A 24,182-nucleotide genomic window follows, 5' to 3' on the forward strand; every position below is an offset into this window, starting at 1 on the left:
GCTACAGCTCGACCGAATTTCGCATGCAGCAGTTTTTGAACTTCTTGCCGCTGCCGCAGGGGCAAGGTTCGTTGCGGCCGACGCGGGGTGCGGTGTTGCGAACGGGTTCGGGTTTGGCCGCCGGTTCGTTGCTGTTGTCGACCGCTTGTTGCTGCTGCTGTTGCTGGCGGGCCAGGTCGCTCGGAGCGGCCGCTTCGTCGTGCCGCGTGCGGGCGTCGACCCACGTGCTGCGGACAAAATCCTCGTTGAACGATTCCATCCGGAAGATCAAGTCGGTCGTCCGCTCGGCGATCGAGTCCCACATCTTTTCGAACAGCCGCATGCCTTCGCGTTTGTATTCGACTTTCGGGTCGAGCTGGGCATAGCCCTTCAGCCCCACGCTGCTCCGCAAGTGGTCCATCGCCAGCAGGTGGTCTTTCCAAGCCGAATCGACGATCGAGAGCAGGACTTGCCGCTCCATCCGCCGCATCTCGGGATGGAAGCGATCATCGACAGCGCCATCGACCGTCTTCGTCAACTGGCTGAAGTCCATGCGAGCCAGCTCGTCCTTGGGCAGCCGGCAGCCGAGTTCGTCGGTCATCCATTCGGCGAAGCTGTCGAGGGCGCCGTTGCTGCCGCTGGCCACCGACGCGGTGGTCGTGCGGTCGGTTTGGCCGAACAGTTTGGCGAGCTTTTGCTCGGCGGCTTCCTGCGTGGCAGCCGCCTTGCCATGGGCCGATTCGCTGAATGCCACCAGTTGAGCTTTCAGTTCGTCGCGGGTGGTCCGCAAGTCCTCCGGGGCCACGTGTACGCCGAAGCGGCCTTCGACCCAGTGAGCCAGCCCTTCGCGGTCCAAGTGGACTTGGCTGCCTTGGGCTTGGGTGAACGCGGAGATGCCGGTCAGCACCGGGTACTCCGACTCCTTGCGGTTGTAGGCCTCAGTCGCCCGCTCGACCAGCATGCCGATGATCTCGTCCCGCTCGCGGTCGCGGAGTTCATCGGGGGTGACTTCGATGCCGAACTTGTGCCGCATCCAGCCGCACACCGACTGCAAGCCGAAGTCAGCGTCGAGGAATGGTTTGCCGTCGCTCAAGTCGACCGCGGCGATCTTCTTGTGCGCCTCGGCGGTCAATTGGTCGGCCAGCTCGTCGCGGTCGAGCTTCTTGAGATCGCGGTCGCGGTAGTTCGTGCCGTAGCGAGTATTGGCCCAGGAGGCCATCGCCTGCCAATTCCATTCGTCCTCGTCGCCATCGCTCGGCAGATTCTCTTCGATCGTTTCGTAGATCGCCGCTTCGCTGGCGCGTTCGGCTTGGTCGCGGGCGTATTCCTCGGCCGAGGCGAAGTCCATGTTGCGGAAGTCGCGCGGCTCGAGCTGGCAAGTCAGCTGACCGCCGGCCCAGGTGGCGAACGAACCGGGACCGTAATCGGGCTCGAGGAAAGTCGTGACCAGTTGCTTGATCTGGCCGCGAATCTGGGCGATCACCAACGTCCGGCAGGAGACGCCGTCGAGAATCTGTTGGCGGTAGCCGTAGACCCGCTTCCGCTGCTCGTCCATGACCTCGTCATACTCGAGCAAGTTTTTGCGGACTTCGAAGTTCCGCTCTTCGACCTTTTTCTGCGCGGCGGCGATGCGGCGGGTGACGAGCGACGATTCGATCGCCTCGCCCTCCTTCATCCCCATCTTTTCCATCATCCGTTTGACGAAGTCGCCGGCGAAGATCCGCATCAGGTCGTCTTCGAGCGACAGGTAGAAGCGGCTGCCACCGGGGTCCCCTTGGCGTCCGCAGCGACCGCGGAGCTGGAGGTCGATGCGGCGCGACTCGTGGCGCTCGGTGCCGATCACGAACAGCCCGCCGAGCTCGCGAACGACTTCCCCTTCCTCGCTCATCTTCTCGCGTTGGTCGATCTCCTCGACCAGCGCATTCCATTCCGAGTCGGGAACCTCCAGACGGGTCGGGTATTTGTGTTGCAGCTGGGCCCAAGCCATCGTCTCGGGGTTACCGCCGAGGATGATGTCGGTCCCACGGCCGGCCATGTTCGTGGCGATCGTGACCGCCCCGATTCGTCCGGCTTGGGCGACGATGTCAGCTTCCCGCTGGTGCTGTTTGGCGTTGAGCACCTCGTGCTTGATGCCGCGCTTATCGAGCAGCTCGCTCAGCCGTTCGCTCTTTTCGATGCTGACCGTGCCGACCAGAACCGGTCGTCCGGCGCGCTCGACGCGGGCGACTTTGCTCTTGGGAACCTGCTCTTTGGCTTTGGCCTGCTTGGGGACGATCTCGTAGGACTCGTCGCTGACCGCGCCGATTTTTCCCCAGACTTCGCTGCCGTCCTTCATCACCAGGACGTCCCACTTCGACGCCCGTTCGATGTCTTCGGCCAGGGCCCGGAATTTGTCCTTCTCGGTCAGATAGATAACGTCGGGGTGCTCGATCCGCTGCATCACCCGGTTGGTCGGGATTGCGATCACGTCGAGGTGATAGATCTTCCAGAACTCGTTCGCCTCGGTCATGGCCGTGCCGGTCATGCCCGAGAGTTTGTCGTACAGCTTGAAGAAGTTCTGCAGGGTGATCGTGGCGAAGGTCTGGGTCTCCTGCTTGATCTTGACCCCTTCCTTGGCCTCGACCGCTTGGTGCAAGCCGTCGGACCACTGGCGGCCTTCCATCAAGCGGCCGGTGAACTCGTCGACGATGACGATCTCGCCCTCTTTGACGACGTAGTTCACGTCGAGTTTGTAGATGTAGTGGGCTTTGAGCGCGTTATCGATCAAGTGCGGCCAGTCCATGTTGCCGGCGGTGTAGAAGCTCTCCACACCGGCCAGCCGCTCGGCCTCGCGAACCCCTTCGTCGGTCAGCGTGACGTTGTGGTTCTTCTCGTCGATCTTGAAGTGGGTCTCTTTATTGAGCTGGCGAGCGACGCGGTCCGCATCGCCGTATTTGCCCAGATCCATGTCGGCCGGACCGCTGATGATCAGCGGCGTGCGGGCTTCGTCGATCAAGATGTTGTCGACTTCGTCGATGATCGCGTAGTGCAGCGGACCCTGGCTCTGCTGGGCTTCCTTAGGGAACCGGTCGTCGCCGCGGGCAGCCGGCCGCATGTTGTCGCGGAGGTAATCGAAGCCGAATTCGTTGTTCGTGCCGTAGGTGATGTCGCAGGCGTAGGCGGCTTGCTTCTCCGCAGTGCTCATCCCGCTCTGGATCGCGCCGACGGTCAGCCCGAGGTTCATGTACAGCGGCGCCATCCACTCCATGTCGCGGCGGGCCAAGTAGTCGTTCACGGTGATCACGTGAACGCCTTTGCCTTCGAGCGCGTTGAGATAGGCCGGCAGCGTGGCGACCAGCGTTTTTCCTTCCCCGGTGACCATCTCGGCGATCGCCCCGCTGTGCAGCACCATCCCGCCGATCATCTGAACGTCGTAGTGCCGCATCCCCAGGAACCGCCGGCCCCCTTCGCGGCAGACGGCAAAAGCTTCGGGGAGCAGCGCGTCGAGCGTCTCCCCGTCGCGAAGCCGACGGCGGAACTCGACCGTTTGCTGGCGGAGCTCCTCGTCGCTCATCGCCTGGTACTTCGACTCCAGGGCGTTGATCGCTTCGACCGTCCCCTGCATGCGGTTGATTTGCCGCGCATTGCTGGAGCCGAACAGACCGGTCACCGAGCGTTCCACTGAACTCAAGACGCCAGAGGAGACAACTCCGGCCAATTCCCACATGCGTTCCAAAACTGCCATCGTCGTACCTGATACGCCCTGTGGCCGAACGCGCCCGGGGGCGGATCGACTCCGCCGACCACGTTCGAATCAGCGTGTGCGTCCCGCTTCAAAAACACCGGCGGAAGGCAGGGCGAACACGCGTCCATGCGCGGCGGCGGAAGGCGTTGATTGGGCCCAGGGAAGGGAAAATGCCGTGCGACGCGGGAGACGCGGTCGATATACGGCTGGATAAATCGCGTAAGTCTCCAGTTCCGTTAAAGTTATGCCTTTAGGCAATGTGGGTCAACCGTGATCCGGCGACCCCTCCTTAACGGCATATCTGCTTTAACCGGAATCGGCTCTGCCGGGAAACCTGTTCTTCACCATGACCCTCCCGCCGCGAGGGTCGGGCTCTTCAGCCCGGGGAGGGCCAGCGGAGCACCCTCCCCGCCCGTTCCTCGCGACCCTCCCGGGGGGAGGGTGTCGTCCGAGTTTTCCGGCCAGTGCCTAATCGGCTTTTCCCGGTTTCGCATCGGGATGGCAATAGCAGCTCGCGACCGGAACCACGTCGGCTCGGGCCCAGGCCTGCTCGACCCGTGCGGCCAGCGCTTCGAGTTCGCTCGCTTTTTCCTGCCGCGTCGCCGCATCCAGCTCGTTTTGAGTGGCGAGCTGGGCTTCGAGCGACTGTTGCAACCCGAGCAGCGACCAGGCGTTGTTCGGGTGCCGCACCAAGTCCTCGCGGTAGACCTTCTCGGCTTCGGCAAACTGGCGGTCAGCCATCAGCAGGGCTCCGAGCGCGTGGCGGACCGGTTGCATCCAGCCGGGGGGCTCGTCGTAGCTAAGCGCCTCTTCGAGCGCCACCGCGTCCCGGAGCAAGGCGAACGCCCGCTCTCGGTCCCCCTCGCGGAACGCCAGTTCGCCAGCGGCCATCGTGGCAGCCACGGCGACGACATCGCGGGCCGAGTTGTTACCGACCTTCCACTCGTCGCTGAGCTCGGGGGCGATTTTTTTTAAGGCTTCGAGTTCTTCTTTGGCTTGGGGGATTTTGCCCAGGGCGGAAGAGGCTACCGAGCGGGCGAAGTGGCGCTCGGCCCGGCTCAGCAGCCGCCAGGCAGGGGGCTCGGGTTCAGCCAGAATCTCTTCCCACTTGCCGAACCGCAGTAGGACGTGCAGCCCGGTCGGCATGAATCCGTCGGCGATCACCACGTAGTCGCGAAGGAATTTTTCGGGGATCTGTTGCTCGATTTTTCTCGCCGCATCGAGGGCCGTCGCGTACCGTCCCTCCATCATCGCCGCGTAGGCCAGGAAGTGGATGTTGTGGAGGAAGTACAGGCTATAGAACTCGGGGGAAGGCGCCTTGGCGAAGTAGCGTTCATCGGCGGCGATCGCCCGCTCGTTCGCCGCCGCCGCGTCGCGATACCGCCCGGTGCGGATGAAGATGTGCGAGGGCATGTGAACCAGGTGCCCGGAGCCGGGGACGAGACGCTCGGCCGCCGCGGTTCCGCGTTCCGGCCACGGCGAAGCCTCGATGGCGTGGATGTAAAAGTGGTTCGCACCGGGGTGCTGCGGCGCCTGGGCCAACGTCCGCTCCAGAACCGCCAAGATCTCCAGCACTCGGCCTTTCGGTTCCGCGTCGCCGGTCCAAAGGTCCCACGGCTGGAGGTTCATCAGCGACTCGGCGTACAGCGCTCCGACATCGGGATCGTTGGGAAAGCGATGCCAAACCCGCTCCATCGCATCGGCGTAGCGCTGGTCGAGCGGCCCGCGATCCTCCGGAGCGGGCCAGGCATAGCGTGTGGCGACCGCTTCGACCAAACCCCGCTCGACCTCCGTTTCATCGTCCAGCGCCGCCACGGCCCGCTGGGCCGCCTGGTGGGCCAATCGGCTCTGCTCCTCGCCCATCTGCGGATTGTTGATGTGCAGGCCGCGCCCGTAGGCCGAACCCCAGAGGGCCATGGCGCAGTCCGGATCGAGCTCGGCGGCCCGCTCGAACGAGCGAATCGCCTCGTCGTGGTTGAAGCCATAGAGCAACTGGATCCCCTGGTCGAACCACTGCTGCGCTTCAGGGACCCGCGTCGTCACCGGCCTCGCATAGCCGCTGAAGCCGGGGTACAGCACCGCCGGGGGAGACGCCGCGGGAGACGGTTGAGCGGGATCTTGTGCGACGGTCGGTGGCGCTAAGCCAGCCAAGCAAAACGTGGTCGTCGCGCAGACGCGAAACCAATAGGACACTCGCCAACGAGACATCGCGTGCTCCTTGGAAATGAGATGATCGCGGCGCTGCGAAAAATCCTCAGCCCGAAGGGCTCGAACAGAACAGCCCAGGGCAGAGCGTCGCGGCGAAGCCGCAGAGCGCCGCCCTGGGTATCGGAGCGCACCAGTGCGCCAAGCCCTGAAGGGGCGATACAGGCTCGGACGCGTGGAGCGGAGGTGTGTTTCGCCCTTTCAGGGCTTTTGGGTGCGCGGGACACGCGTGACCCAGGGCGTCGCTCTGCGGCGTTGCCGCGGCGCTGTGCCCTGGGCTGGATTGTTTGGGCCCCTGCGGGGCGGGAAGACTTGAGCAGAAGGCTACGCCCTCTCCACTTCGCCCAAAACTTGGCATTTTCGTCAGCCCTCCCGGGGGGAGGGTGACGCTGGTGGCGGTTGCCGCTACTCCGCTGGTTGGCTGGGACTGGTCCAGCGGATTTGGTCGCGGTTGAGTTTTGCTTCCCATTTTTTGATTCCCGCGGAGCGGCGGGCGGGCGTGTCGTAGTCGGCTCGGAAGTAGAGGCTGGTGCCAGTGATCTGGCGGAGCGTCTCGGTGGCAAGGGCCCGCACTGACATCGCGGGATGGTCGAGCATGGCCACGAGCGTGGCGTCGCCTCCCTCTTCGAGCTGGGTGTTGGAGAAGCCTTGCAGCAAACGCAGGACCTCATCGGCCGCTTCGCCTTCGAGCTCGCTCGCTGCCCGCGCGACGATTGCCGCCGACTGCGGGCCACGATCGACGAACTGGATGAGCGCGTCGACCAGCTCCGGCCAGTAGGTCCGCTGCGCGGCCCGGTTGAGCACGCCGCTAGGGCCGAAGTAACTGTCGGGCATGCCCAGGTTCAGCAGCGTGCGGGCGGCCAGGGCTGCCACTTCTTCCCGCCGGTAGCTGACAGCCTCGCGGAGCGCCAGCTCGACCGGTTTCTCCGTGGCCAGCAGTTCGACCAAGCCGCTGCGGGCGGTCGCTTCGATCGACGAGACGCTCTCCTCGGGCGGATCGAGCCACGCGGGGATGCTGCTCGGCACGTCCACTCGGCGCTCGCCGGCCGCAGTGATTCGGAGCCGCTCGCCGGTGGCCAGCGGGGTGGCCTGGTCGTCGCCGAGCGGAATCCACTCCAGGTCGCTCTGCGCCGACAGCAGGCTCAGCACCGCCGTGCTGTTGGCCGCAACGCCGGGATCGGTCCCGCTCGGACGGCGAAAGTCGACCGAGACCGCGGCCGTCGCCCCGGCTTCGCTGAGCGTCACGATGCCACTGCCGGCGGGGGTGGCCAAAAGGATCTCGACCGGGCCATGGATGGAGGTGATCAGAAGGCGGCCAAAGTCGACCGTCACCGCTGGCAGTTCCTCCGCATTGCGGGAATCGACGCGGACGGCGGTCGGGCCGATGAGGGTGATTTCAGCGCCGGCATCGAGCGTGACGAGGCTGCGGAAAGTGGGGCTCGAGACGAGCACCGTGCCGCTCGCGATGTCACTGTCGGTGAAGAGGCGGCCCCAGATCCCGCTCTGGGGATCCTGGGTCAGCAGCAGCCCGCCGTCGTTCTCGATCCGACCGATCGCCCCGGCGGCATCCGCTTCGGCGGCCGCCGCATCGAGCATCGCCGAGGGGTCGAGCTCCGTCCCCTCTCCGTTGGATCCACTGGCCGAGGGGCGCGGCGAGGGACGCGGCGAGGGGACCGGGGGCGCTTCGGAAGTTGCTTCCGCCGCCGCGGGTTCCCCGACCGGAGCCGGAGGAGCCCCTTCGGTGACCTCCATCACGTCGGAGTCGGCGGGCCGGGACGCGGGGCGATCGGCAGTGGGGGGCTGTGAATCGCTCGGCACCGGCGGCGCCTCCGACGCGGGAGCCAGTGGCGGGGCTTCATCCGACTCGAGCGGTGCGTCGCTCGGCAGCGGCGGTGCGGCATCGGTGGCGGGAACCTCCAGCACGTCCGGTCCGGCGTCGCCGGGGAGCGGAGGGGCTTCGGAGGTGGGTGACTCGGAGGCGGGAGATTCGGAGGCGGGAGATGCGTCGGTGGGCAATTCGCTCGGCGGGGGCGGAGGTGCCGCGGGAGAGGCGACGATGCCCAGGTCGTCCTCCTGGGCGAGTTGCTGCTGATCGATCGCGTCGCCGGCGGGACGCCGCGCGAACGGCTCAAAGACGCGGGTGAGCACGAACAGGAACGCGGCGGTCAGTGCGAGCGAGACCAGCCAAGGAGCGATCCGCGAGGGGCGGCCGCCGGAGAGGAAGGGGCCCATCGCTTCGAGTGCTTCCCGCGAGCGGTCACCGGCCATCGCCGTCCGCGACAGGGGAGGCTGCGGCTCGTTCCGCTTGGGGCGACCGCGGTTCTTGCGAAGGGCGGCCGTCGCAGCGGCAAGCGTGGCATTCAGGTCGGCCGCCCGCGACGGCTTGGCGTCGACCGGGAGCTTCGTGGCGAGTGGGCCCGCCTCTTGCGGCAGGTCGGCTTCCTGCGGCAGCCGCGTCGTCGCGTCCGAGACCCCCGAATCGGCGGGCCCCACCGGCGTGATCGATCCGGCGGCCAGGGGAGCATCGGCCGCCGCCGCGTCGCCGGAACTCGCCGCCGACTCTCGATTCGGCCGCTGCGCGTAGATCCGCTGGCGCAGGGGACTCGGGACGACGGCCGGTTCGCCCAGCGCGATCGTCAGGATCTGGTGGCTGGCGGCGACCTCGGCTAGGTGCTCGTCCGAATCGATGCACTGGCGTTCGACTTCCGCGGTCGCTTCGGCCGCGAGGGTGCTGTCGAGATACTCGGCGACCGCGTTCGCGTCATCGGTCGGGCCGACCGCGTTGGCCGAAGGGGCATCGATTTGTGGGTGGGACAGCAACCGCTCGATGCGGCGGACCAGTTCGCTGGCCAGGCTGCTTTGCTGGACTTTCTCACCGAGCGCCGCTTCGTCGGCCGGGTCGAGCGTATGGTCGAGGTAGGCGAGCAGGGTTCGCAGGGTCAGCCGCATCGGAGCTTTCGGGGGCACGAGACATCGGGAGGCGGTTTCGATTGGGACCGTTGTCCCTCTCTTTGATTAGTGCCGCGGAGGCTCCCGATCCGTGCAACAAATTTTCCGTTTTCCCCAAAAAGTATTTCCACTCACTCCCGCCGCATCACGCGGTAGGCGAGCAGGCAGAAGGCGGAGATCTGGGCCGAAGCGAGCGTGATCGGGTCGAGGGCGCGGAGGTACACCATCAGCGTCGCCAGCAGCCACGTGCCCTGCCCAGCCGACTCCAGTTCCTCCTGACGACGGATCAGGTCGTTGATCGTTTTGCCGGGATCGGCGACCGGGAGCGGAGTGCCGTCGATCCGCTTCCAAACCCCTTCCTCTTTCTTCCAGCCCGGCGGCCAAATTTCGCTCGGCCCGCTGCGTCGCTCCCAAGCCGGGTCGAGAACGACCTCGGAGCGGGAGGTCGAGGGAGCGGTCTCGGCCGCGAGCGGAACCGCCGCCAGGCCGGCGCCCAGCAGAGCGAGTCCCAGAGCCGAGGATCGAAGTGCAAGTGCCACGCGCATCGAAGGGTTGGAGGAGAGGAGGGAGTACTGAGTACTGAGTACTGAGTACTGAGTACTGAGTGCAGGGGCCGGGCCACGGGTCGCGGAAGGACTCGGCCGAAGTTTCTGGGCTCTCGCCTAAGCCCTCTCGTCCCAACGCTTTACCTTCGCCCGGAGGGCTGTTGGCGGGAAGTCCGCCTGTTGCCTGCCCGCCCCATTCCTCCGGGGGTGGTGGAGTTGCTGGGGAACGCGTGTGGCATTTTCGCCACACCGGCCACCCGGGGCGAGTGGGAGCGGTTCGGTTCGGGGCTGCGGTTTTTGCCGCTGGCGATTTGCCGCTCTGGCAATGGCAACCTAGGTTTGCTGCGGACAGCCGGAGCATCCGCCGTGGGCGGGTGTCACGGCGGTGACCCGGTGCTCGGTTCTCCCGCGCGCGATCCCCCGACTCTTTCTGCACTGCACGAGAACTCATGTCGACTTTTGCTGAACCGATCACGTTGGACTCCGTTCTCACTTCCGCTCAGCTTCCCGCGTTGCCGCAGAGCGCGATCGCGCTGTTGCAGCTTTCCCAGCAGGGGGACAAGGGGCCCGCGGACTTCGCCAAGCCGATCGAAGCCGATGCGGGATTGATGGGTCAGGTGCTGCGGTTCGTCAACTCGTCGTACTTCGGTTTCAGCCGCGAGATCGGCAGCATTCAGCAGGCGATCACGCTCGTGGGCGTCCGCTCGATCACGAATTTTGCGCTCTGGAGTGCCGTCTTCAGTGTGATCCCGAATCCGAAGTTCGGTCGATTTGATTTGAAGGGGCTGTGGCAGGACTCGTTGCGGCGGGCGCTGTTCGCGCGGCGGCTCGGCAAGGAGTTGAAGTTGCCTGAAGCGGAAGACTTGTTCGCCGGAGCGCTGCTGCAGGACATGGCGCTGCCGCTGCTGCTCAAGCAGCTGCCGGACGACTACGAACGGTTGATCGCCCGCCGCGAAGCCGAGGGCATGCGGCTCAGCTTGCTCGAGCGGGAGGCGTTTGGCTGGGACCATGCCGAAGCGGCGGCGGTCTTGGCGCGGAACTGGAAATTGCCGGAGTCGTTCGCCGAGCTGATCCAGAACCACACGCACCTCGAGCGGTTGCTGGCCGCTGGCACGGCCGCTCAGGGACCGGTCTGCGTCGCCCTGGCTTCGCTGTTGCCGAGCACGGTCGACCAGGCATGGCCCGAGCGGGCGATGCTGCTCGACGGCTTCGAGCGGCTCTCCGGCGAATCCGAAGCGAGCCTGCTCGGGTTGCTCGAAGAGACCGACGCCGCGGCGGTCGAATTCGCGCCGCTGCTGAAGCTGCCGACTCCCAAACGCTCCTTGGCCGAGCACTGGCGGACCGCCGGGGACTTGTGAGCCGACCTCCGCGGCCACTACCGTTATCGATTCGGGCGAGCCCCTCGAGTTGGGAGCTCGAGGGGCGCGAAGGGTTGACACAGCCTGGGTAACACGATTGCGGATGGCTCTCAGCGATGGACTGGTGGATTGTAGGGGGGATCTTGCTGATCCTCGCGGTGCTGATCGCGGCGGTCGTCATCGGATTTTTCGTGTTCCCCCGCCGCACCGTGCGGGCGGTCTTCAAACCGCTGCTCTGGATGCTCTACCGCAAGCGGTTGGTGGGGCTCGAGAATCTGCCCCGCACCGGCGGCGCCTTTATCGTCGCCAATCACGTCTCCTGGATCGATGGGATCCTGATCCTCTGGATGCTCCCGCGGAACGTGCGGTTCATCGTCGACGGCGGAAACTTCAACGGCGGATTTATGGAGCGGCTGGCCGGCGCGTTCGATACGATTTTGATGTCGCGGTCACCGAAATCGATCGGACGGGCTCTCAGGATGGGACGCGACGCGGTCCGCGATGGTGATCTGGTGGGGCTGTTCCCCGAAGGCACGTTGACCCGCAGCGGGATGTTTCAGGGTTTTCGTCCCGGGCTGTCGAAGATGCTCAAGGATCGTCCCGGGCCGGTCGTTCCGGTGTGGCTCGATGGGATGTGGGGCAGCATTTTCAGTTATTCCGAAGGCCGCTTCTTTCGCAAGTGGCCGCGGGACCCCCGCCGGATCCTGACGCTGCACATCGGCGAGCCGCTGCCGGCCGAGACGCCGCTGCCCCTCATTCGATCGCGGCTTGCCGCCCTCGGAGCTGAAGCGATGAAAGCACGATCCCAACGCACGCGAGTCCTTCCCCGCCGCCTTCTCCGCTCGTGGAAACGCCGCGGCAATCGGTTGAAGGCGGCCGATTCGACCAAGGTCGAAGTCAGCGGTCGCGAGCTGCTGCTGCGGACGCTGGTGCTCCGCCGCGTGCTCGCACGGGAGCATCTGGGCAACGATCAGTGCGTCGGACTCCTGCTGCCGCCGAGCGTTGCGGCCGTAGCGTCCAACGTCGCGCTCAGCTTCGATCGTCGCGTCGCGGTCAATCTGAATTACACGGCGACCAGCGACACGCTCAACGCGTGCATCGCGACGGCCGGGATCCGCAAGGTGCTGACCAGCCGCAAGTTCATGGAGAAGTTCGATTTCCAGCTGGATGCCGAACTCGTCTACCTCGAAGACATCCGCCCGCAGGTTCGCAGGAGCGACAAACTCGCCGCCGCGGTGGCGACCTACGCCACTCCGAGTTGGTTGCTCGAACGGGTCCTCGGGCTGCAGAAGATCAAACCCGACGATCTGCTGACGATCGTCTTTACCTCCGGCAGCACCGGCACCCCCAAAGGCGTGATGCTGTCGTACGCCAACATCGGTCACAACGTCGACGCGATCGACGGAGCGATCCGCTTGAACGACCAGGACGTGGTCCTCGGGATCCTGCCTTTCTTCCACTCGTTCGGATACTCGGTGACGCTCTGGGGAGCGATGACGCTGTCGCCGGCCGCCGTCTACCACTTCAACCCGCTCGATGGCCGCACCGTGGGCAATCTCGCGGAACGCTACAAGGCGACGGTGCTGCTCGGCACGCCGACGTTCCTGCGGGGCTACCTCCGGCGGATTCCCAAGGAGCAGTTCGCGTGGCTCGACGTGGTCGTGGCCGGAGCGGAGAAAATGCCGCGGGACCTGTTCGAGGCCTTCGAAACTCGCTTTGGCGTCCGCCCGATCGAAGGCTACGGTGCGACGGAGCTGAGCCCGCTCGTCTCGGTCAACATTCCCCCCACGCGATCGCATGCCAAGTACCAGCCCGATCGCTGCGAAGGTTCGGTCGGTCGGCCCGTGGCGGGCGTCGCGGCTCGCATCGTCGATCCCGAAACGATGGAGGAGATCCCCGGCGACGCGCAGGAGGGGATGCTGATGATCAGCGGACCGAACGTGATGCGGGGCTACATGGGGCGGCCCGATCTGACGGCGGAAGTGATTTTCGATGGCTGGTACCGGACCGGTGACATCGCCCGCATCGATAGCGATGGCTTCATCCATATCACCGGGCGGCAGAGCCGGTTCTCGAAGATCGGCGGCGAGATGGTTCCCCATCTTCGCGTCGAAGAGGAACTGCTGCGGCTGATTGCCGAGGGGGGCGAGCCGGAAGAGGGAGATGCCGAAGAGGGCGAACGCCCGCTGTTGGTGGTGACTTCGGTCGCCGACCAGCGGAAAGGGGAGCGGCTGATCGTGCTCCACCGGCCGATTTCCCAAACCCCCGAACAGCTCCGCGCCGGGCTGATCGCCGCCGGATTGTCGAACCTCTACCTGCCGGCGGTCGATGCCTTCTTTGAAGTCGAGGACGTGCCGTTGCTCGGCACCGGCAAGCTCGACCTCAAGGGAGCCCAGCAGCTGGCCGAGCAGCTCACGGCCGACCGAGGCGTCGCGCAGACGGAATAGACTTTGAGCCGTAGGCGCTAGCCTCGGGCCCCTTAAGCCGTAGGCGCTAGCCTCGGGCCTCGCGGCGGTGCGTTTTCCGCTGCAGGATCTGCCGTTCGTCCGGTCATCAGCCGCCACGCGCTAGCCCGGATTATTCATCAGCCGCCGGGCGCTAGCCCCCGGTTCCCGAAAACGCCGTGAGAACCGGACGCAAGAAGCGTGGCGGCTGATCGAGAAGTCGGGCTACCGCGCGCCGTCGGCTGCAGAACCCGCGGTTAGCGCCGTCGGCTCAGGGTTTTCTGACGGGAGCTACTTCTCGCGGCGGGCCACGAAGGGAATTTCTTGTCGCGGTGCGGCGCCGAGCCGAGTTCCGGCGCGGCGGGCGACATCGACCACCGCGGTGGCGAAGGCGCGGCGCGTGGCCGGCTCGATCGTGTCGAGCTCGAGCGCCAGGTCGTGCATGGCCGACGGATTCTGCTCCGAGGCCTGCGACACTTGGGAGATGAATCGGGCGGTTTCGACAAAGTTGTGATCGGCGGTCCGGCCGATCAACCCCGACAGAGTACGGGCGATCAAGTCCGCGCCGAGGCTGTCGAGCTGGATGAAGCAGTCGAGGGTTCCGGTGACGGTCGTTCGCCCTCCACTCCCCTCGGCATAGCGGCTTTGCAGCACGAACACCGCGTTGCCGGTGATCGGTCGCGGGGCGAGTGTGCCGGTATAGCTGCCGCTGGCTAAGAACACGTGCGTCGTCGCATCGCCGTAGACGAGGTCGATCGTGCACTCGGTTCCCGCCCGGTCGTCGGCGGCCAACTGGTAGGGACCGAGCCGCCGGGTCTGGACCTGCGAAACGTCCATTCGCTGCCAAATCCCCACGAGCACTTCCGGATTGCGGACCAGGAAGATGAACATCTTCGGGTCGCAGTCGATCGCCTGCGTCGGGAGCCGGCGGTAAAGCGTCGGCGAGTCGACGATGCCGCGGATCCGAGCGGCGGCCGGAGCGGTCAACCGGTCGTAAGGGATGACGCCCCCACCCGCGTGGGCCCGGTTGCCAGCGTGGGCCTGGTTGCCAGCGTGGGCCTGGTTGCTGGGGTGAAGCTGGCTGCTGGGGCCACTGGCCAGCCGCTGGCGGGCCTCGCCCGGCCCTTGGGCCGGAGCGATGGTCGCCGTGGCGAGGGTCGCTACCAGCGAAACCGCGGCCAGCGCCACGCTTCGGCAGGAGAGACGCGCTCGGCTGGAGACCAGCGGAATGTTGCGGCGCAGCATGCGAACTCCCCAGGCGAATCGGCCCTGCAGGCGAATCGGCCGGCGAGCCACACGCCGACGCGAGCCCCAGGGGGGCGTCCGTGGTGCGAACGCTCGGCTCGCAGCCCATCCGCCGCTCGATAACTCTATTTCGGCCAGCGACTCGGTTCGTGTCCAGTGAAAACGGGCTCCGCCTCCCCTCGTAACGATCGGGTGGATCTCGATAATCGCAGCAGCGACGCACGCGTCTCCTGGTTTGCATCCCGCACCCCCGAAATAGATTCAGGAATCCCGCCCCATGGCTAAGAAGTCCATCGATGCCGTCGACGTAGCCAACCAAGCCGTGCTGATGCGCGTCGACTTCAACGTCCCGCTCGACGAGAACCAGCAGATCACCGACGATCGCCGCATCCGGATGGCGCTCCCCTCGATCCGTTCGGTGCTCGACCGAGGCGGCAAGTTGATCCTGATCAGCCACTTGGGTCGTCCCAAGGGGGAAGGCAACGACAGCAAATACAGCTTGGCACCGGTTGCCGAACGGCTCGGGGAATTGCTCGACCAGAAAGTTCAGTTCGCGAGCGATACGGTCGGCGACGATGCGCGAGCGAAGGTCGCCGCATTGAACTCGGGCGAGGTCGTGGTGCTCGAAAATCTCCGCTTTCACAAAGGCGAGCAGGCAGGCGACGCGGAGTTTGCCGCCGAGCTTGCGAGCATGGCCGATGTGTACTGCAACGACGCGTTCGGAACCTGCCACCGCAAAGACGCGTCGATGGTTGCCGTCCCCGAAGCGATGCAGGGCAAACCGAAAGTCGTCGGGCACTTGGTGGCGAAGGAGATCGAGTACCTCAGCGACGTGATGGCCAGCCCCGAGCGGCCGTTCGTGGCGATCGTCGGGGGCGCCAAGGTCAGCGACAAAATCAAAGTCATCCACAACCTGCTGGAGATCTGTGACAAAGTCCTGATCGGCGGGGCGATGGCCTACACCTTCTCGCTCGCGCGGGGCGGGAAAGTCGGCAAAAGCTTAGTCGAGCCCGACAAGACGGAGCTGGCTGCTGAGCTGATCGCCCAAGCAGGCGACAAGCTGGAGCTGCCGATCGACACCCACTGTGGAGACGATTTTAGCCCCAATTGTAACAAGCAAGTCGTTGCCGCTGGCGAAATCCCCGAGGGCTGGGAAGGGCTCGACATCGGTCCCGAGACTGCGAAACGCTACGCGGCGATCATCCGCGACGCCAAGACGGTCGTCTGGAACGGGCCGATGGGGGTCTTTGAAATGCCTCCGTTCGACGAAGGAACCAAGACTGTCGCCCGAGCGATCGCTGACGGAAATTCGACCAGCATCATCGGTGGCGGAGATAGCGCAGCGGCGATCGAGCAACTCGGTTTCGCCGACGCGGTCAGCCACGTCAGCACCGGCGGCGGAGCCTCGCTGGCGATGCTCGAAGGCCAGCGGTTCGCCGCCGTGGATTTGCTCGACGAGGCGTAAGGCAACGCCAGAGCGGCTTTTTTGAAAACCGCGGCTGACGCTGCCAGTTTTTGCATCCGCTGTGAGCCGTAGGCGCTAGCCTCGGGCCCAATCCGTTCCGCGCCATGAGGCAGTATCACGCTGCAGCGGCGTTCAACCACGAGGTCGATCCGTTCGGCGACGCGACGGAACCCGCGGCTAGCGCCGTCGGCTCAAGGGGGATCGACGGCGCGCGACTTGCCGCGTGAGCGTCGGCGGGACTGGAACGCCAGCGGCCGAAAGGATCCGTCCTAGGGGGTCGCTGGCAGGCGAAACCGACGCGAAGAGGCAGAGGGAGAGAATGAACGGTTGGCGGGCGATGCTGCGGCTGCTCAAACAGCAGGGAGGAGAGCTGACGATTCGCTACGACTCGCACCGGCGGTGCTTCCGGATCGTCGTCAACGAAGGCTCGCGCGGGCTCAGCCAGTGCGTCTCGGAGGAGGATGCTGAGTTCGCCGAATTCGACATGCTCGACGAAGTCGCTGGGGATATCGCCTACAAACTCTCCCGCTGAGCCAATTAGTCGCCTTTCGCTCCGCGAAAGATGTGAACATGCTCAGCTTGCGCAACTTTCGCGGAGCGAAAGGCGACTATGGTCGCGCCCGCGCATAAAAAAAGCTGACCCGTTTCGAGGGTCAGCTTTCGCCAGTACGGATGAGAGGACTTGAACCTCCACGGCCTTGCGGCCACTAGAACCTGAATCTAGCGCGTCTGCCAATTCCGCCACATCCGCGTGCGAGTGAGAAAAGTTACTCGATCACCCATTCCTCTGCAAGGCAGGATCGGCGGAGTCCGGGAGCCGGTGTCCGGTATCGGGGGGAACCACGAAGGACACGAATTAAACGAATGGTAGCCACGGAAGGACACGGAAAAGGGAGGGACCGCGGATAGCACGGAGAACGCGGATGAAAGGGGATTCCGAAACCCGTGTCCTTCGTGGTTTATTCCTTCCCCGCAACTCGCAACTCGCAACTCGCCACTCGCCACCGGCCACCGGCAACCGGCAACCGGCGAATCAGTAGCGGGGGATGCTGGGGTCGATTTGCTGGCTCCACTGGTCGATGCCCCCGGCCATGCTCTGGGCTTGTTCGAAGCCGTTTCGGCGGAGGAACTGGGCGACCTGCAAGCTGCGGCCGCCGTGATGGCAGTGGACGACGATCCGGCGATCGCGGTGCGGTTCGAGTTCCTCGAGCCGTTCGCGGAGTTCGCTCATCGGCAACAGCGTCGCTCCAGGGATTGCCGCCGTTTCGTACTCGTCCGGCTCGCGGCAATCGAGAAAGAAGAAGGGCTCGCGGTTCTCCTGCATCGAGGAGACCGAGGCAACGTCGATTTCAGTCGGTAGAGACATCGGGGGCAGATTTGGGCTGGAGGGTGGAAGGAGCCACGGAAGGACACGGAACAGCACGGAAGGAAGGGACCATGAAAGGCAATCCTTCCATGCGCTTCCGTGTCCTTCCGTGGCCTCCCCGGCTCGCCGGTTTTACGGTTTGGTTCGGGCGGCGGCTTCGTGGATGGCGTCTCGCATCGCCGAGAGGTCGATCTGGTGGACGTTGACCGGTTGGCCGATCTGTTCGAGCAGCGTCAGGGTCAGGCGACCGCCGAGGTGTTGGCGGAACTCTTCGAGTCCTTCGAGGAGTGCCTCGGTGTCGTTCAGCAAGCGGTCGCCGGTGGGAAGTTTCAAGCGGTGCAGGCAGTCGATCACGCGATCGGCATCGGCCGCTGGGAAGCCGAGCGCGTTGCGGCTGTAGAGCGTGTCGATGGCGACGCCGATCGCCACCGCTTCGCCATGGTGGATCCGGTAATCGCTCATCGGCTCCAGGCGGTGGGCCGACCAGTGGCCGAAGTCGAGCGGGCGGGCCTCGAGCATCTCGAACGGGTCGCCGCCGCTGGTGATGTGGTGCAGGTGCATCATCACCGAGTGGTGGATCGCCTGGCTGGCGGCGGCATCATCGCGGTCGGCGATCCGCGTCGCATTCTGTTCCACTTCGGCGAAGACGTCGGGGCGTTTGAGGAGCGAGACTTTGACGACTTCGCTAAACCCGCTATGGAATTCGCGGTCCGGCAGCGTCCGCAAGACATGGTGGTCGTTGATCACGGCCCAGGGGACAGCGAAGGTCCCTTTCCAGTTCTTTTTGGCGAACCAGTTGACCGCGGTTTTGACCCCCACGCCCGAATCGGCTTGGGCGAGCGTGGTGGTCGGGATGCGGATCAGCCGAATGCCGCGGTGGGCGATCGAAGCGGCGAAACCGACGGTGTCGAGGACCGCTCCTCCCCCGATCGCGATGATGTAGCTGCGGCGGTCGAGGTCGTGCCGGTAAAAATGTTCGTGCAGCCCCTCGACCAGCAGCGGGTCGTTCTTGCACGGCTCGCCCCCGCCGATCGCCCGCGGTTCCTCGGTCAGCAGGACGCGGTCGGAGGCTTGTTCAAAAATATGCTCCAGCCGAGGCAGAAATTCGGGGTCGACGCGCGGCAGCGAAGCGTCGACGAAGATCTGAACGCGAGGCCGGGAATCGCCCGAGGGCTCGAGCAACTCGACGAGCGTCTGGGAATCCCCGCCGAGCACGTCGCGCGTCATGCGAAAGCGGAACGTCTGCGGGACCGCAAAGGGGATATCGAGAGAAGTGGGGTGGGCGGGCATCACGCTGCGGGTGGCGGGGAGGAAAGGCGATTCGGAGATGCACCGTTGTTGTAACCCAAATCGGCTCGATTCCGAATCCTGGCGCCATTGTACTCGCCGGTAGGAAGCGGAAGACGGGCCACGGAAGGACACGGAAGGGCACGGAAGGGCACGGAGGAAGACGGGCCACGGAAGGGCACGGAAGGAGAGGGGGCACGGAAGGAGAGGGGGCACGGAAGGAGAGGGAAGGATCGGGAAGGATCGGGAAGGATTGGGAAGGATCGGGAGGCGGTTGGGTACCGGTTCGCCCGCTGGCGTGGGGGGCGATACAATCGGGTCCGCGTCGCCGCACTCCGCCGGCTCAGGTCGCTTGGACCTTTTCGATCCTCCGCCGAGTTCTCCTTCTCAGATGACTACCGTCGCCGAAACCCTGCAGCAGCAGGCGGAGGAATTCCGCACCCGTTACGCGGCCGTCCGCGAACAAATTGGCCGCGTGATCGTGGGGCACGAAGAGGTCGTGCAGGGCGTGCTGACCAGCATGTTGGTCGGCGGGCACTGCCTGCTCGAGGGCGTTCCGGGGCTCGGTAAGACGATGCTGGTGCGGACGCTCGCCGAGACGCTCGACCTCGGATTCTCGCGGATCCAGTTCACGCCGGACTTGATGCCCGCGGACATCTTGGGAACGAACTTGGTCGTCGAGGACGAGCAGGGTCGCAAGACGTTTGAGTTCCAAAAGGGCCCGGTGTTTACGCAGATCCTGTTGGCCGACGAGATCAACCGGGCGACGCCGAAGACCCAATCGGCGCTGCTCGAAACGATGCAGGAAGGAACGGTGACGGTCGCCGGCAATCGGTTTGTGCTGGACCGCCCCTTCTTGGTGCTGGCGACTCAGAACCCGATCGAGCAGGAAGGCACCTATCCGCTTCCCGAGGCTCAGCTGGACCGGTTTCTGTTCAAGCTGGTCGTCGGCTACAGCACCCGCGAAGAGTTGTCGGTGATTCTGGACCGGACCACGCGGGGCGAGGTGGTCGAGCCGGAGAAGGTGATGGATGGCCGCGAGATCCTCCGCTGGCAGCGGCTGGTCCGCGACGTGATCCTCTCGCCCCACGTGCAGGACTACATCGTGCGGCTGACGCTGGCGACCCATCCCGAGGGGCCGCAGGCGTTGCCGATCACGAACCAGTACGTCCGCTGGGGGAGCAGCCCGCGGGGAGCGCAAACGATCGCTCTGGCCGCCAAAGTCCGGGCACTGCTTGGGGGCCGCTTCAACGTCAGCTTCGAAGACGTGCGGCGGGTATACTTGCCAGCGATGCGGCACCGCGTGCTGGTGAACTTCGAAGCCCAGGCCGAGGGGGTCGAAGCGGACGCGGTCCTGCTGGAGCTGCTGGAGAAAGTTCCCGAGCGGGCCGATGCCTGAGTTGCCCTTGTCGATCTCGGACGCGGTCAGTAAACTTCGCGATTCCTTCGGGCTACCGGTGCCCCGCGTGGAGCAATCGACCTCCGCGGACCGACGACTGGCGTTCTCCCGAAGCAACCGAACATTTAGCCGTATACGAACCGCATCGGTGCGAGGTGCCGACCGTGATTGGACAGAAAACATTCGTCGCCAAGCCGGGCCAAGTGGAGCAGAAATGGCACGTGGTCGATGGCACCGATCAAGTGCTCGGCCGCCTGGCTAGCGACATCGCGATGATCCTGATGGGCAAACATCGCCCGGAATACACCCCGCACGTCGACTGCGGTGACTTCGTGATCGTCACGAACGCCGAGAAGATTAAGATGACGGGCAACAAGATGGATGTCCGCCACTACACGTGGTACACCGGATATCCGGGGCTGCGGCTGGAAAGCTACGGCGATCGCCAGGCTCGCAAGCCCGAGGATCTGATCTACCACGCCGTTCGTCGGATGCTGCCGAAGAACAAGCTGGCGACGCAGATGCTCAAGAAACTGAAGATTTACGCGGGTCCGGACCACCCGCACCAGGCTCAGCAGCCGCAGCCGCTGGAAAACATCGGCAAGCGGATCTGAGCAGCCCCGGTTTTCTCCGCTGATTCTCGCCGAAACCGGCTCCCCTCCATCCATCCCGCTTCGTATTCGTAGAATTCTCCAGAAACCATGGTCGCAGTCAAAAAAGACAAGATCAGCGGCGATGCCCTCGGCACCGGCCGTCGTAAATCCAGCGTCGCTCGCGTCCGCGTCCGTCCGGGCAGCGGTAAGATCACGATCAACCGCAAGCCGATGGAAGAATATTTCGTCAACGAGCAGGACCAGCGGGCGATCGTCGATACGCTGGCGGTCGTCGAGCAACGCAACAACGTCGACGTGCTGGTCCGCGTCAGCGGTGGCGGCTTGACCGGCCAGAGCGGAGCGGTCCGCATGGGATTGGCGCGAGCCTTGGTCAGCTTCAACGAATCGCTGCACGATCCGCTCCGCGACGGCAATTACCTGACTCGCGATTCCCGCATGAAGGAACGCAAGAAGCCGGGTCTCCGCGGTGCCCGCCGCGGCGTCCAGTTCAGCAAGCGGTAACGCCCGCCCTGTCGAACCTGTCGAACAACGAACAGCCCCCGCGAATTTGTCGCGGGGGCTGTTTTTGTTGGCACAACAGCCGCGTAGCGGCGACAGAGAATAGCCAGGGGCGTGAGCCCCAAGCAAACTCCATTTGAGCCGCAAGGCGCTAGCCGCGGGTTCCGTTGCGCTGCCGAACGGCTCGAGCTCGTGTTTAACCGCCACTGCAGCGCAACGTCTTGCTGCGGCGCGGAGCGGATTGGGCCCGAGGCTAGCGCCTACGGCTCAACGGAGACGCGAAAGCGCGTCCTGGGGCTCGCGCCCCAGGCTATTTTCTGTCGTCCCTCCGGGACTGGAGAGTCAGCCTGGAAAGGCTGACGTACGGAAAGGCTGACGTACTTCCTTACTCGGCTTTCTCGGCGGCCTTGAAATCTCCGGCGATCGAGATCACGAGGGTTTGCGGATCGATGTACTCGCCGATCACCTTATTGACCTCTTCGAGCGTCGCATCAGCGATCTGCTGTTCTTGGTCCGCGTAGAATTCCATCGTGCGGTCGTTGAACAGCGTCGTGATTAGCAGCGTGGCAAGGCGAGCGTCGTCGGTCCGAGCCACCGTCTGCTGCTGCAGGTAGCCTTCCTTGGCGCGGGCCAATTCGTCTTCGGTGATCCCCTCGGTCTGGATCTTCTTGAGCTCCTCGGCGATCACGCTGAGCAGCCGGTCCTTGTTTTCGGGGTTCGAGATGGCGTAGACGCCGAGTTCCGCTCGTTCGTCCTTGGCCGAGGCGCTCAGGTAGGTCCCGACGCCGTAGGACAAGCCTTCCTGCTGCCGAACACGATTGCCGAGCCGACTACTGAGCGAGCCGCCGCCGAGCACAAAGTTGCCCAGCACCAATTCCGGATAGTCAGGGTCGTTGTCGCTGAGCGCGTAGTGCTGGGAGGCGAAGTAGACCGCGTTCGCTTTGTCGGGCGTCTCGATCACATTCGTCTGACCGGCGATGTCGGTGTGAGCCGGGCGATCGATCCGGGTGTATTCGATCTCGGTTTCCCAGTCTGCGAGCGCTTCGGTCAGTTTGGTTTGAACCAGTTCCGGCTCAAAATCACCGACGACCGCCAGCTCGCCTGCTTGGCTGCTGAAGAATTCCGTGTACAGCGCTTTGACGTCCTCGATCGAGACCGAATCGAGCCGCTCGAGTTCCTCTTCGAGCGTCGGCACGTAGCGTACGTCACCCGACGGGTAGGGCGAGAGGGCGCGGCGGGTCGCGAGGGCCGCTAGCGCCTGCGGGTCCTTCTGGGCCTGCTCGATGACCGACTTCGTCTGCCGCCGAACCACCTCCAACTCACTGGCTTCGAACCGCGGGCGGCGAATCACGTCGTGCAGCAGGTCGAGCATTTCGGGGAGGTGTTTGCGCTGCGTCTTGACCTGGATCTGCAGCACTCCGAGTTGGCCGCTAATCCGCAGCTCCGCCCGCAGCCGAGTCAGTTCGTCCTGCAGCTCCTGATAGGTGTGCGACTCGGTCCCGCGGCTCATCAACGTGGGCAGCAGTTCGCTCGCCGGGACTTTGCCCTCAAGCGATTCGGCGTCGCCGTACCGCAAGGTCAGCATCAGCGAGACGCTTTCGTTCCGCGTCTGCTTCGGCAGGAAGGCGTATTTGATTCCCTCGGTCAGCTCCCCACGCGTCGTTCGCTGTTCGATGTTTTGGGGCGAGGGATCGAAGGCTTCGCCCTCGGCGACCGATTCCCGGCCTTTGTAATCCGCCAGCAAGGCATTCAAGTCGGGCGCTTCGGGAATCGAAACCCGCTCGGCCTGTTCGGTGGGGATGAAGAGTCCGGCGGTGCGATTGTTGCGAACCAGGTACCGCTCGGCGACCTCCTGGACTTGCTGCTGGGTGAGCGCTTCGACGGTGTCGCGGAACAGGAAGTACAGCCGCCAGTCGCCTTGGGCCGCCCACTCGGTGAGGGCAACGGCGAGGCGATCGGTCGAGGCCGCTTCGAGTTCGCGCTGTTTGAGGATCTGCTGCTTGGCCCGTTCGAGTTCCTGCTCGGTGATCGGGTTGTCCTTGAGATCTTGCTCGAGCGTGCTGATCAGGACCTGCCGTGCTTCCTCGATCGACTTGTCCTCGGGGACTTGGGCGGCGGCGATCAGCAGGCCGGGGTCATGGTAGGCTCGGGCGAAGGCGTAGATGTGGCTGGCGAGTCCGGTTTCGACCATCTTCTGGTACAGCCGTCCGCTCGGCTCGTCGCCGAGGATCAGCGTCAGGGCGCGGGCCGCGGCGAAATCGGGATGGCTGCCACTGGGAATGTGGTACAGCGAGCCGACCGCTTGAATGTTGCCGACGCGGCGAAGCACCACCGTCCGTTCGCCGTCCTGTGGCGGCTCGGTCGTGTAGGTATCGTCGATCGGTTCTTCGGGAACCGGCAGAGCGCCAAAGTATTTTTGCAGGTAGTCGAGCGCCGTTGCGGGCTCGAACTTTCCGGCGACGACGACCAGCGTATTATCGGCACGGTAAAACTTGCGGTAGAAATCGCGGAGCCGGTCGACCGGCACGCGCTCGATATCGCTGCGGTTTCCGATCGTGCTCTTGCCGTAGTTGTGCCACTCGTAAGCGGCTGCGGTCATCCGCTGCAGCAGGATGCTGAAGGGATCGTTCTCGCCACGCTCGAACTCGTTTCGCACCACCGTCATCTCGCTCGCCAGATCCTCGCCGCGGACCAGGCTGTTGACCAGCCGGTCGGCTTCGAGCCGGATGGCGAACTCGAGGTTCTCCTCCGAGGCGGGGAGCGTTTCGTAGTAGTTCGTGCGGTCGACCCAGGTCGTCCCGTTGAATCGGGCACCGCGGTCTTGCAAGACTTTGGGAACATCGGGATGGCTCGGCGTCCCTTTGAACAGCATGTGTTCGAGCAGGTGGGCCATCCCGGCTTCGCCATAGCCCTCGTGCCGAGAGCCGACGAACACGGTCATGTTGACCGTCACGACGTTCTTCGACGGGTCCGGGAAGAGCAGCACGCGGGTGCCGTTCTCAAGGACGTATTCGCTGATGCCTTCAATTTCGGCTACTTTCATCGGCTCTTCCGCGTAAACATGATGCCAGGATGACGCACACCAGAGCACGGCGATCGCAGTT

The 24,182-nt window shown here is 64.8% G+C and carries 16 protein-coding genes and 1 tRNA gene; 8 read left to right on the plus strand and 9 right to left on the minus strand.

Annotation, left to right across the window (positions count from 1 at the left end; all coding sequences use genetic code 11):
* Nucleotide 1: 1 nt before the first annotated feature.
* The 4 genes from secA to GNK13_RS18455 form a co-directional block, all read right to left on the minus strand.
* On the minus strand, nucleotides 2-3,703 hold the full coding sequence (gene secA, locus GNK13_RS18440) for a preprotein translocase subunit SecA (protein ID WP_164104025.1): 3,702 nt from the start codon (nucleotides 3,701-3,703) through the stop codon (nucleotides 2-4).
* Nucleotides 3,704-4,171: 468 nt separating this feature from the next.
* Complete coding sequence (locus GNK13_RS18445) at nucleotides 4,172-5,911, minus strand: hypothetical protein (RefSeq protein WP_203329137.1); 1,740 nt, start codon at nucleotides 5,909-5,911, stop codon at nucleotides 4,172-4,174.
* 402 nt (nucleotides 5,912-6,313) lie between these two features.
* A complete protein-coding gene (locus tag GNK13_RS18450) occupies nucleotides 6,314-8,857 on the minus strand; it encodes a hypothetical protein (protein WP_164104026.1) in 2,544 nt (847 codons plus the stop codon).
* A gap of 131 nt (nucleotides 8,858-8,988) precedes the next feature.
* The gene (locus GNK13_RS18455; protein WP_203545380.1) at nucleotides 8,989-9,402 is read right to left on the minus strand and encodes a hypothetical protein; all 414 of its coding nucleotides are present in this window, start codon (nucleotides 9,400-9,402) and stop codon (nucleotides 8,989-8,991) included.
* Nucleotides 9,403-9,851: 449 nt separating this feature from the next.
* Here GNK13_RS18455 and GNK13_RS18460 point away from each other — a divergent pair, with 449 nt between their 5' ends.
* The gene (locus GNK13_RS18460; protein WP_164104028.1) at nucleotides 9,852-10,760 is read left to right on the plus strand and encodes an HDOD domain-containing protein; all 909 of its coding nucleotides are present in this window, start codon (nucleotides 9,852-9,854) and stop codon (nucleotides 10,758-10,760) included.
* A gap of 116 nt (nucleotides 10,761-10,876) precedes the next feature.
* Nucleotides 10,877-13,207: an AMP-binding protein gene (locus GNK13_RS18465; RefSeq protein WP_164104029.1), complete on the plus strand. Its 2,331-nt coding sequence runs from the start codon at nucleotides 10,877-10,879 to the stop codon at nucleotides 13,205-13,207.
* Nucleotides 13,208-13,495: 288 nt separating this feature from the next.
* On the opposite strand, the gene GNK13_RS18470 is transcribed toward GNK13_RS18465, so the two are convergent.
* Complete coding sequence (locus tag GNK13_RS18470; RefSeq protein ID WP_164104030.1) at nucleotides 13,496-14,449, minus strand: hypothetical protein; 954 nt, start codon at nucleotides 14,447-14,449, stop codon at nucleotides 13,496-13,498.
* 277 nt (nucleotides 14,450-14,726) lie between these two features.
* On the opposite strand from GNK13_RS18470, the gene GNK13_RS18475 reads away from it, so the two are divergent.
* The 3 genes from GNK13_RS18475 to GNK13_RS18480 all read left to right on the plus strand — a co-directional run bounded on the left by GNK13_RS18475 (nucleotide 14,727) and on the right by GNK13_RS18480 (nucleotide 16,446).
* Nucleotides 14,727-15,914, plus strand: coding sequence for a phosphoglycerate kinase (locus GNK13_RS18475; RefSeq protein ID WP_164104031.1), 1,188 nt, complete (start codon nucleotides 14,727-14,729; stop codon nucleotides 15,912-15,914).
* A 104-nt stretch (nucleotides 15,915-16,018) separates the two neighbouring features.
* A complete protein-coding gene (locus GNK13_RS21945) occupies nucleotides 16,019-16,141 on the plus strand; it encodes a hypothetical protein (RefSeq protein ID WP_261345436.1) in 123 nt (40 codons plus the stop codon).
* Between the two features lie 92 nt (nucleotides 16,142-16,233).
* Complete coding sequence (locus GNK13_RS18480; protein ID WP_164104032.1) at nucleotides 16,234-16,446, plus strand: hypothetical protein; 213 nt, start codon at nucleotides 16,234-16,236, stop codon at nucleotides 16,444-16,446.
* Between the two features lie 135 nt (nucleotides 16,447-16,581).
* On the opposite strand, the gene GNK13_RS18485 is transcribed toward GNK13_RS18480, so the two are convergent.
* The 3 genes from GNK13_RS18485 to GNK13_RS18495 all read right to left on the minus strand — a co-directional run bounded on the left by GNK13_RS18485 (nucleotide 16,582) and on the right by GNK13_RS18495 (nucleotide 18,570).
* A tRNA-Leu gene (locus tag GNK13_RS18485) sits at nucleotides 16,582-16,665 on the minus strand.
* Between the two features lie 282 nt (nucleotides 16,666-16,947).
* Nucleotides 16,948-17,280, minus strand: coding sequence for a rhodanese-like domain-containing protein (locus GNK13_RS18490; protein WP_164104033.1), 333 nt, complete (start codon nucleotides 17,278-17,280; stop codon nucleotides 16,948-16,950).
* A gap of 132 nt (nucleotides 17,281-17,412) precedes the next feature.
* Entirely contained in the window at nucleotides 17,413-18,570 is a 1,158-nt protein-coding gene (locus GNK13_RS18495) for a 3-dehydroquinate synthase (protein WP_164104034.1), read from the minus strand.
* A 388-nt stretch (nucleotides 18,571-18,958) separates the two neighbouring features.
* Between GNK13_RS18495 and GNK13_RS18500 the strand changes: the two genes are divergently transcribed.
* The 3 genes from GNK13_RS18500 to rpsI all read left to right on the plus strand — a co-directional run bounded on the left by GNK13_RS18500 (nucleotide 18,959) and on the right by rpsI (nucleotide 21,081).
* Nucleotides 18,959-19,966, plus strand: coding sequence for an AAA family ATPase (locus GNK13_RS18500; protein WP_164104035.1), 1,008 nt, complete (start codon nucleotides 18,959-18,961; stop codon nucleotides 19,964-19,966).
* 164 nt (nucleotides 19,967-20,130) lie between these two features.
* Nucleotides 20,131-20,580: a 50S ribosomal protein L13 gene (rplM, locus tag GNK13_RS18505; RefSeq protein WP_164104109.1), complete on the plus strand. Its 450-nt coding sequence runs from the start codon at nucleotides 20,131-20,133 to the stop codon at nucleotides 20,578-20,580.
* Between the two features lie 87 nt (nucleotides 20,581-20,667).
* Nucleotides 20,668-21,081: a 30S ribosomal protein S9 gene (rpsI, locus tag GNK13_RS18510; protein WP_164104036.1), complete on the plus strand. Its 414-nt coding sequence runs from the start codon at nucleotides 20,668-20,670 to the stop codon at nucleotides 21,079-21,081.
* Nucleotides 21,082-21,463: 382 nt separating this feature from the next.
* Here the strand turns inward: rpsI and GNK13_RS18515 are convergent, their stop codons facing one another.
* Nucleotides 21,464-24,121 (minus strand): M16 family metallopeptidase, encoded by a 2,658-nt coding sequence (locus GNK13_RS18515; RefSeq protein ID WP_235935331.1) that lies wholly within the window; start codon nucleotides 24,119-24,121, stop codon nucleotides 21,464-21,466.
* Nucleotides 24,122-24,182: the final 61 nt, after the last annotated feature.

Origin of the sequence: Candidatus Laterigemmans baculatus (assembly GCF_010367455.1) — a bacterium.
GTDB classification, from domain to species: Bacteria; Planctomycetota; Planctomycetia; order Pirellulales; family Pirellulaceae; genus Laterigemmans; species Laterigemmans baculatus.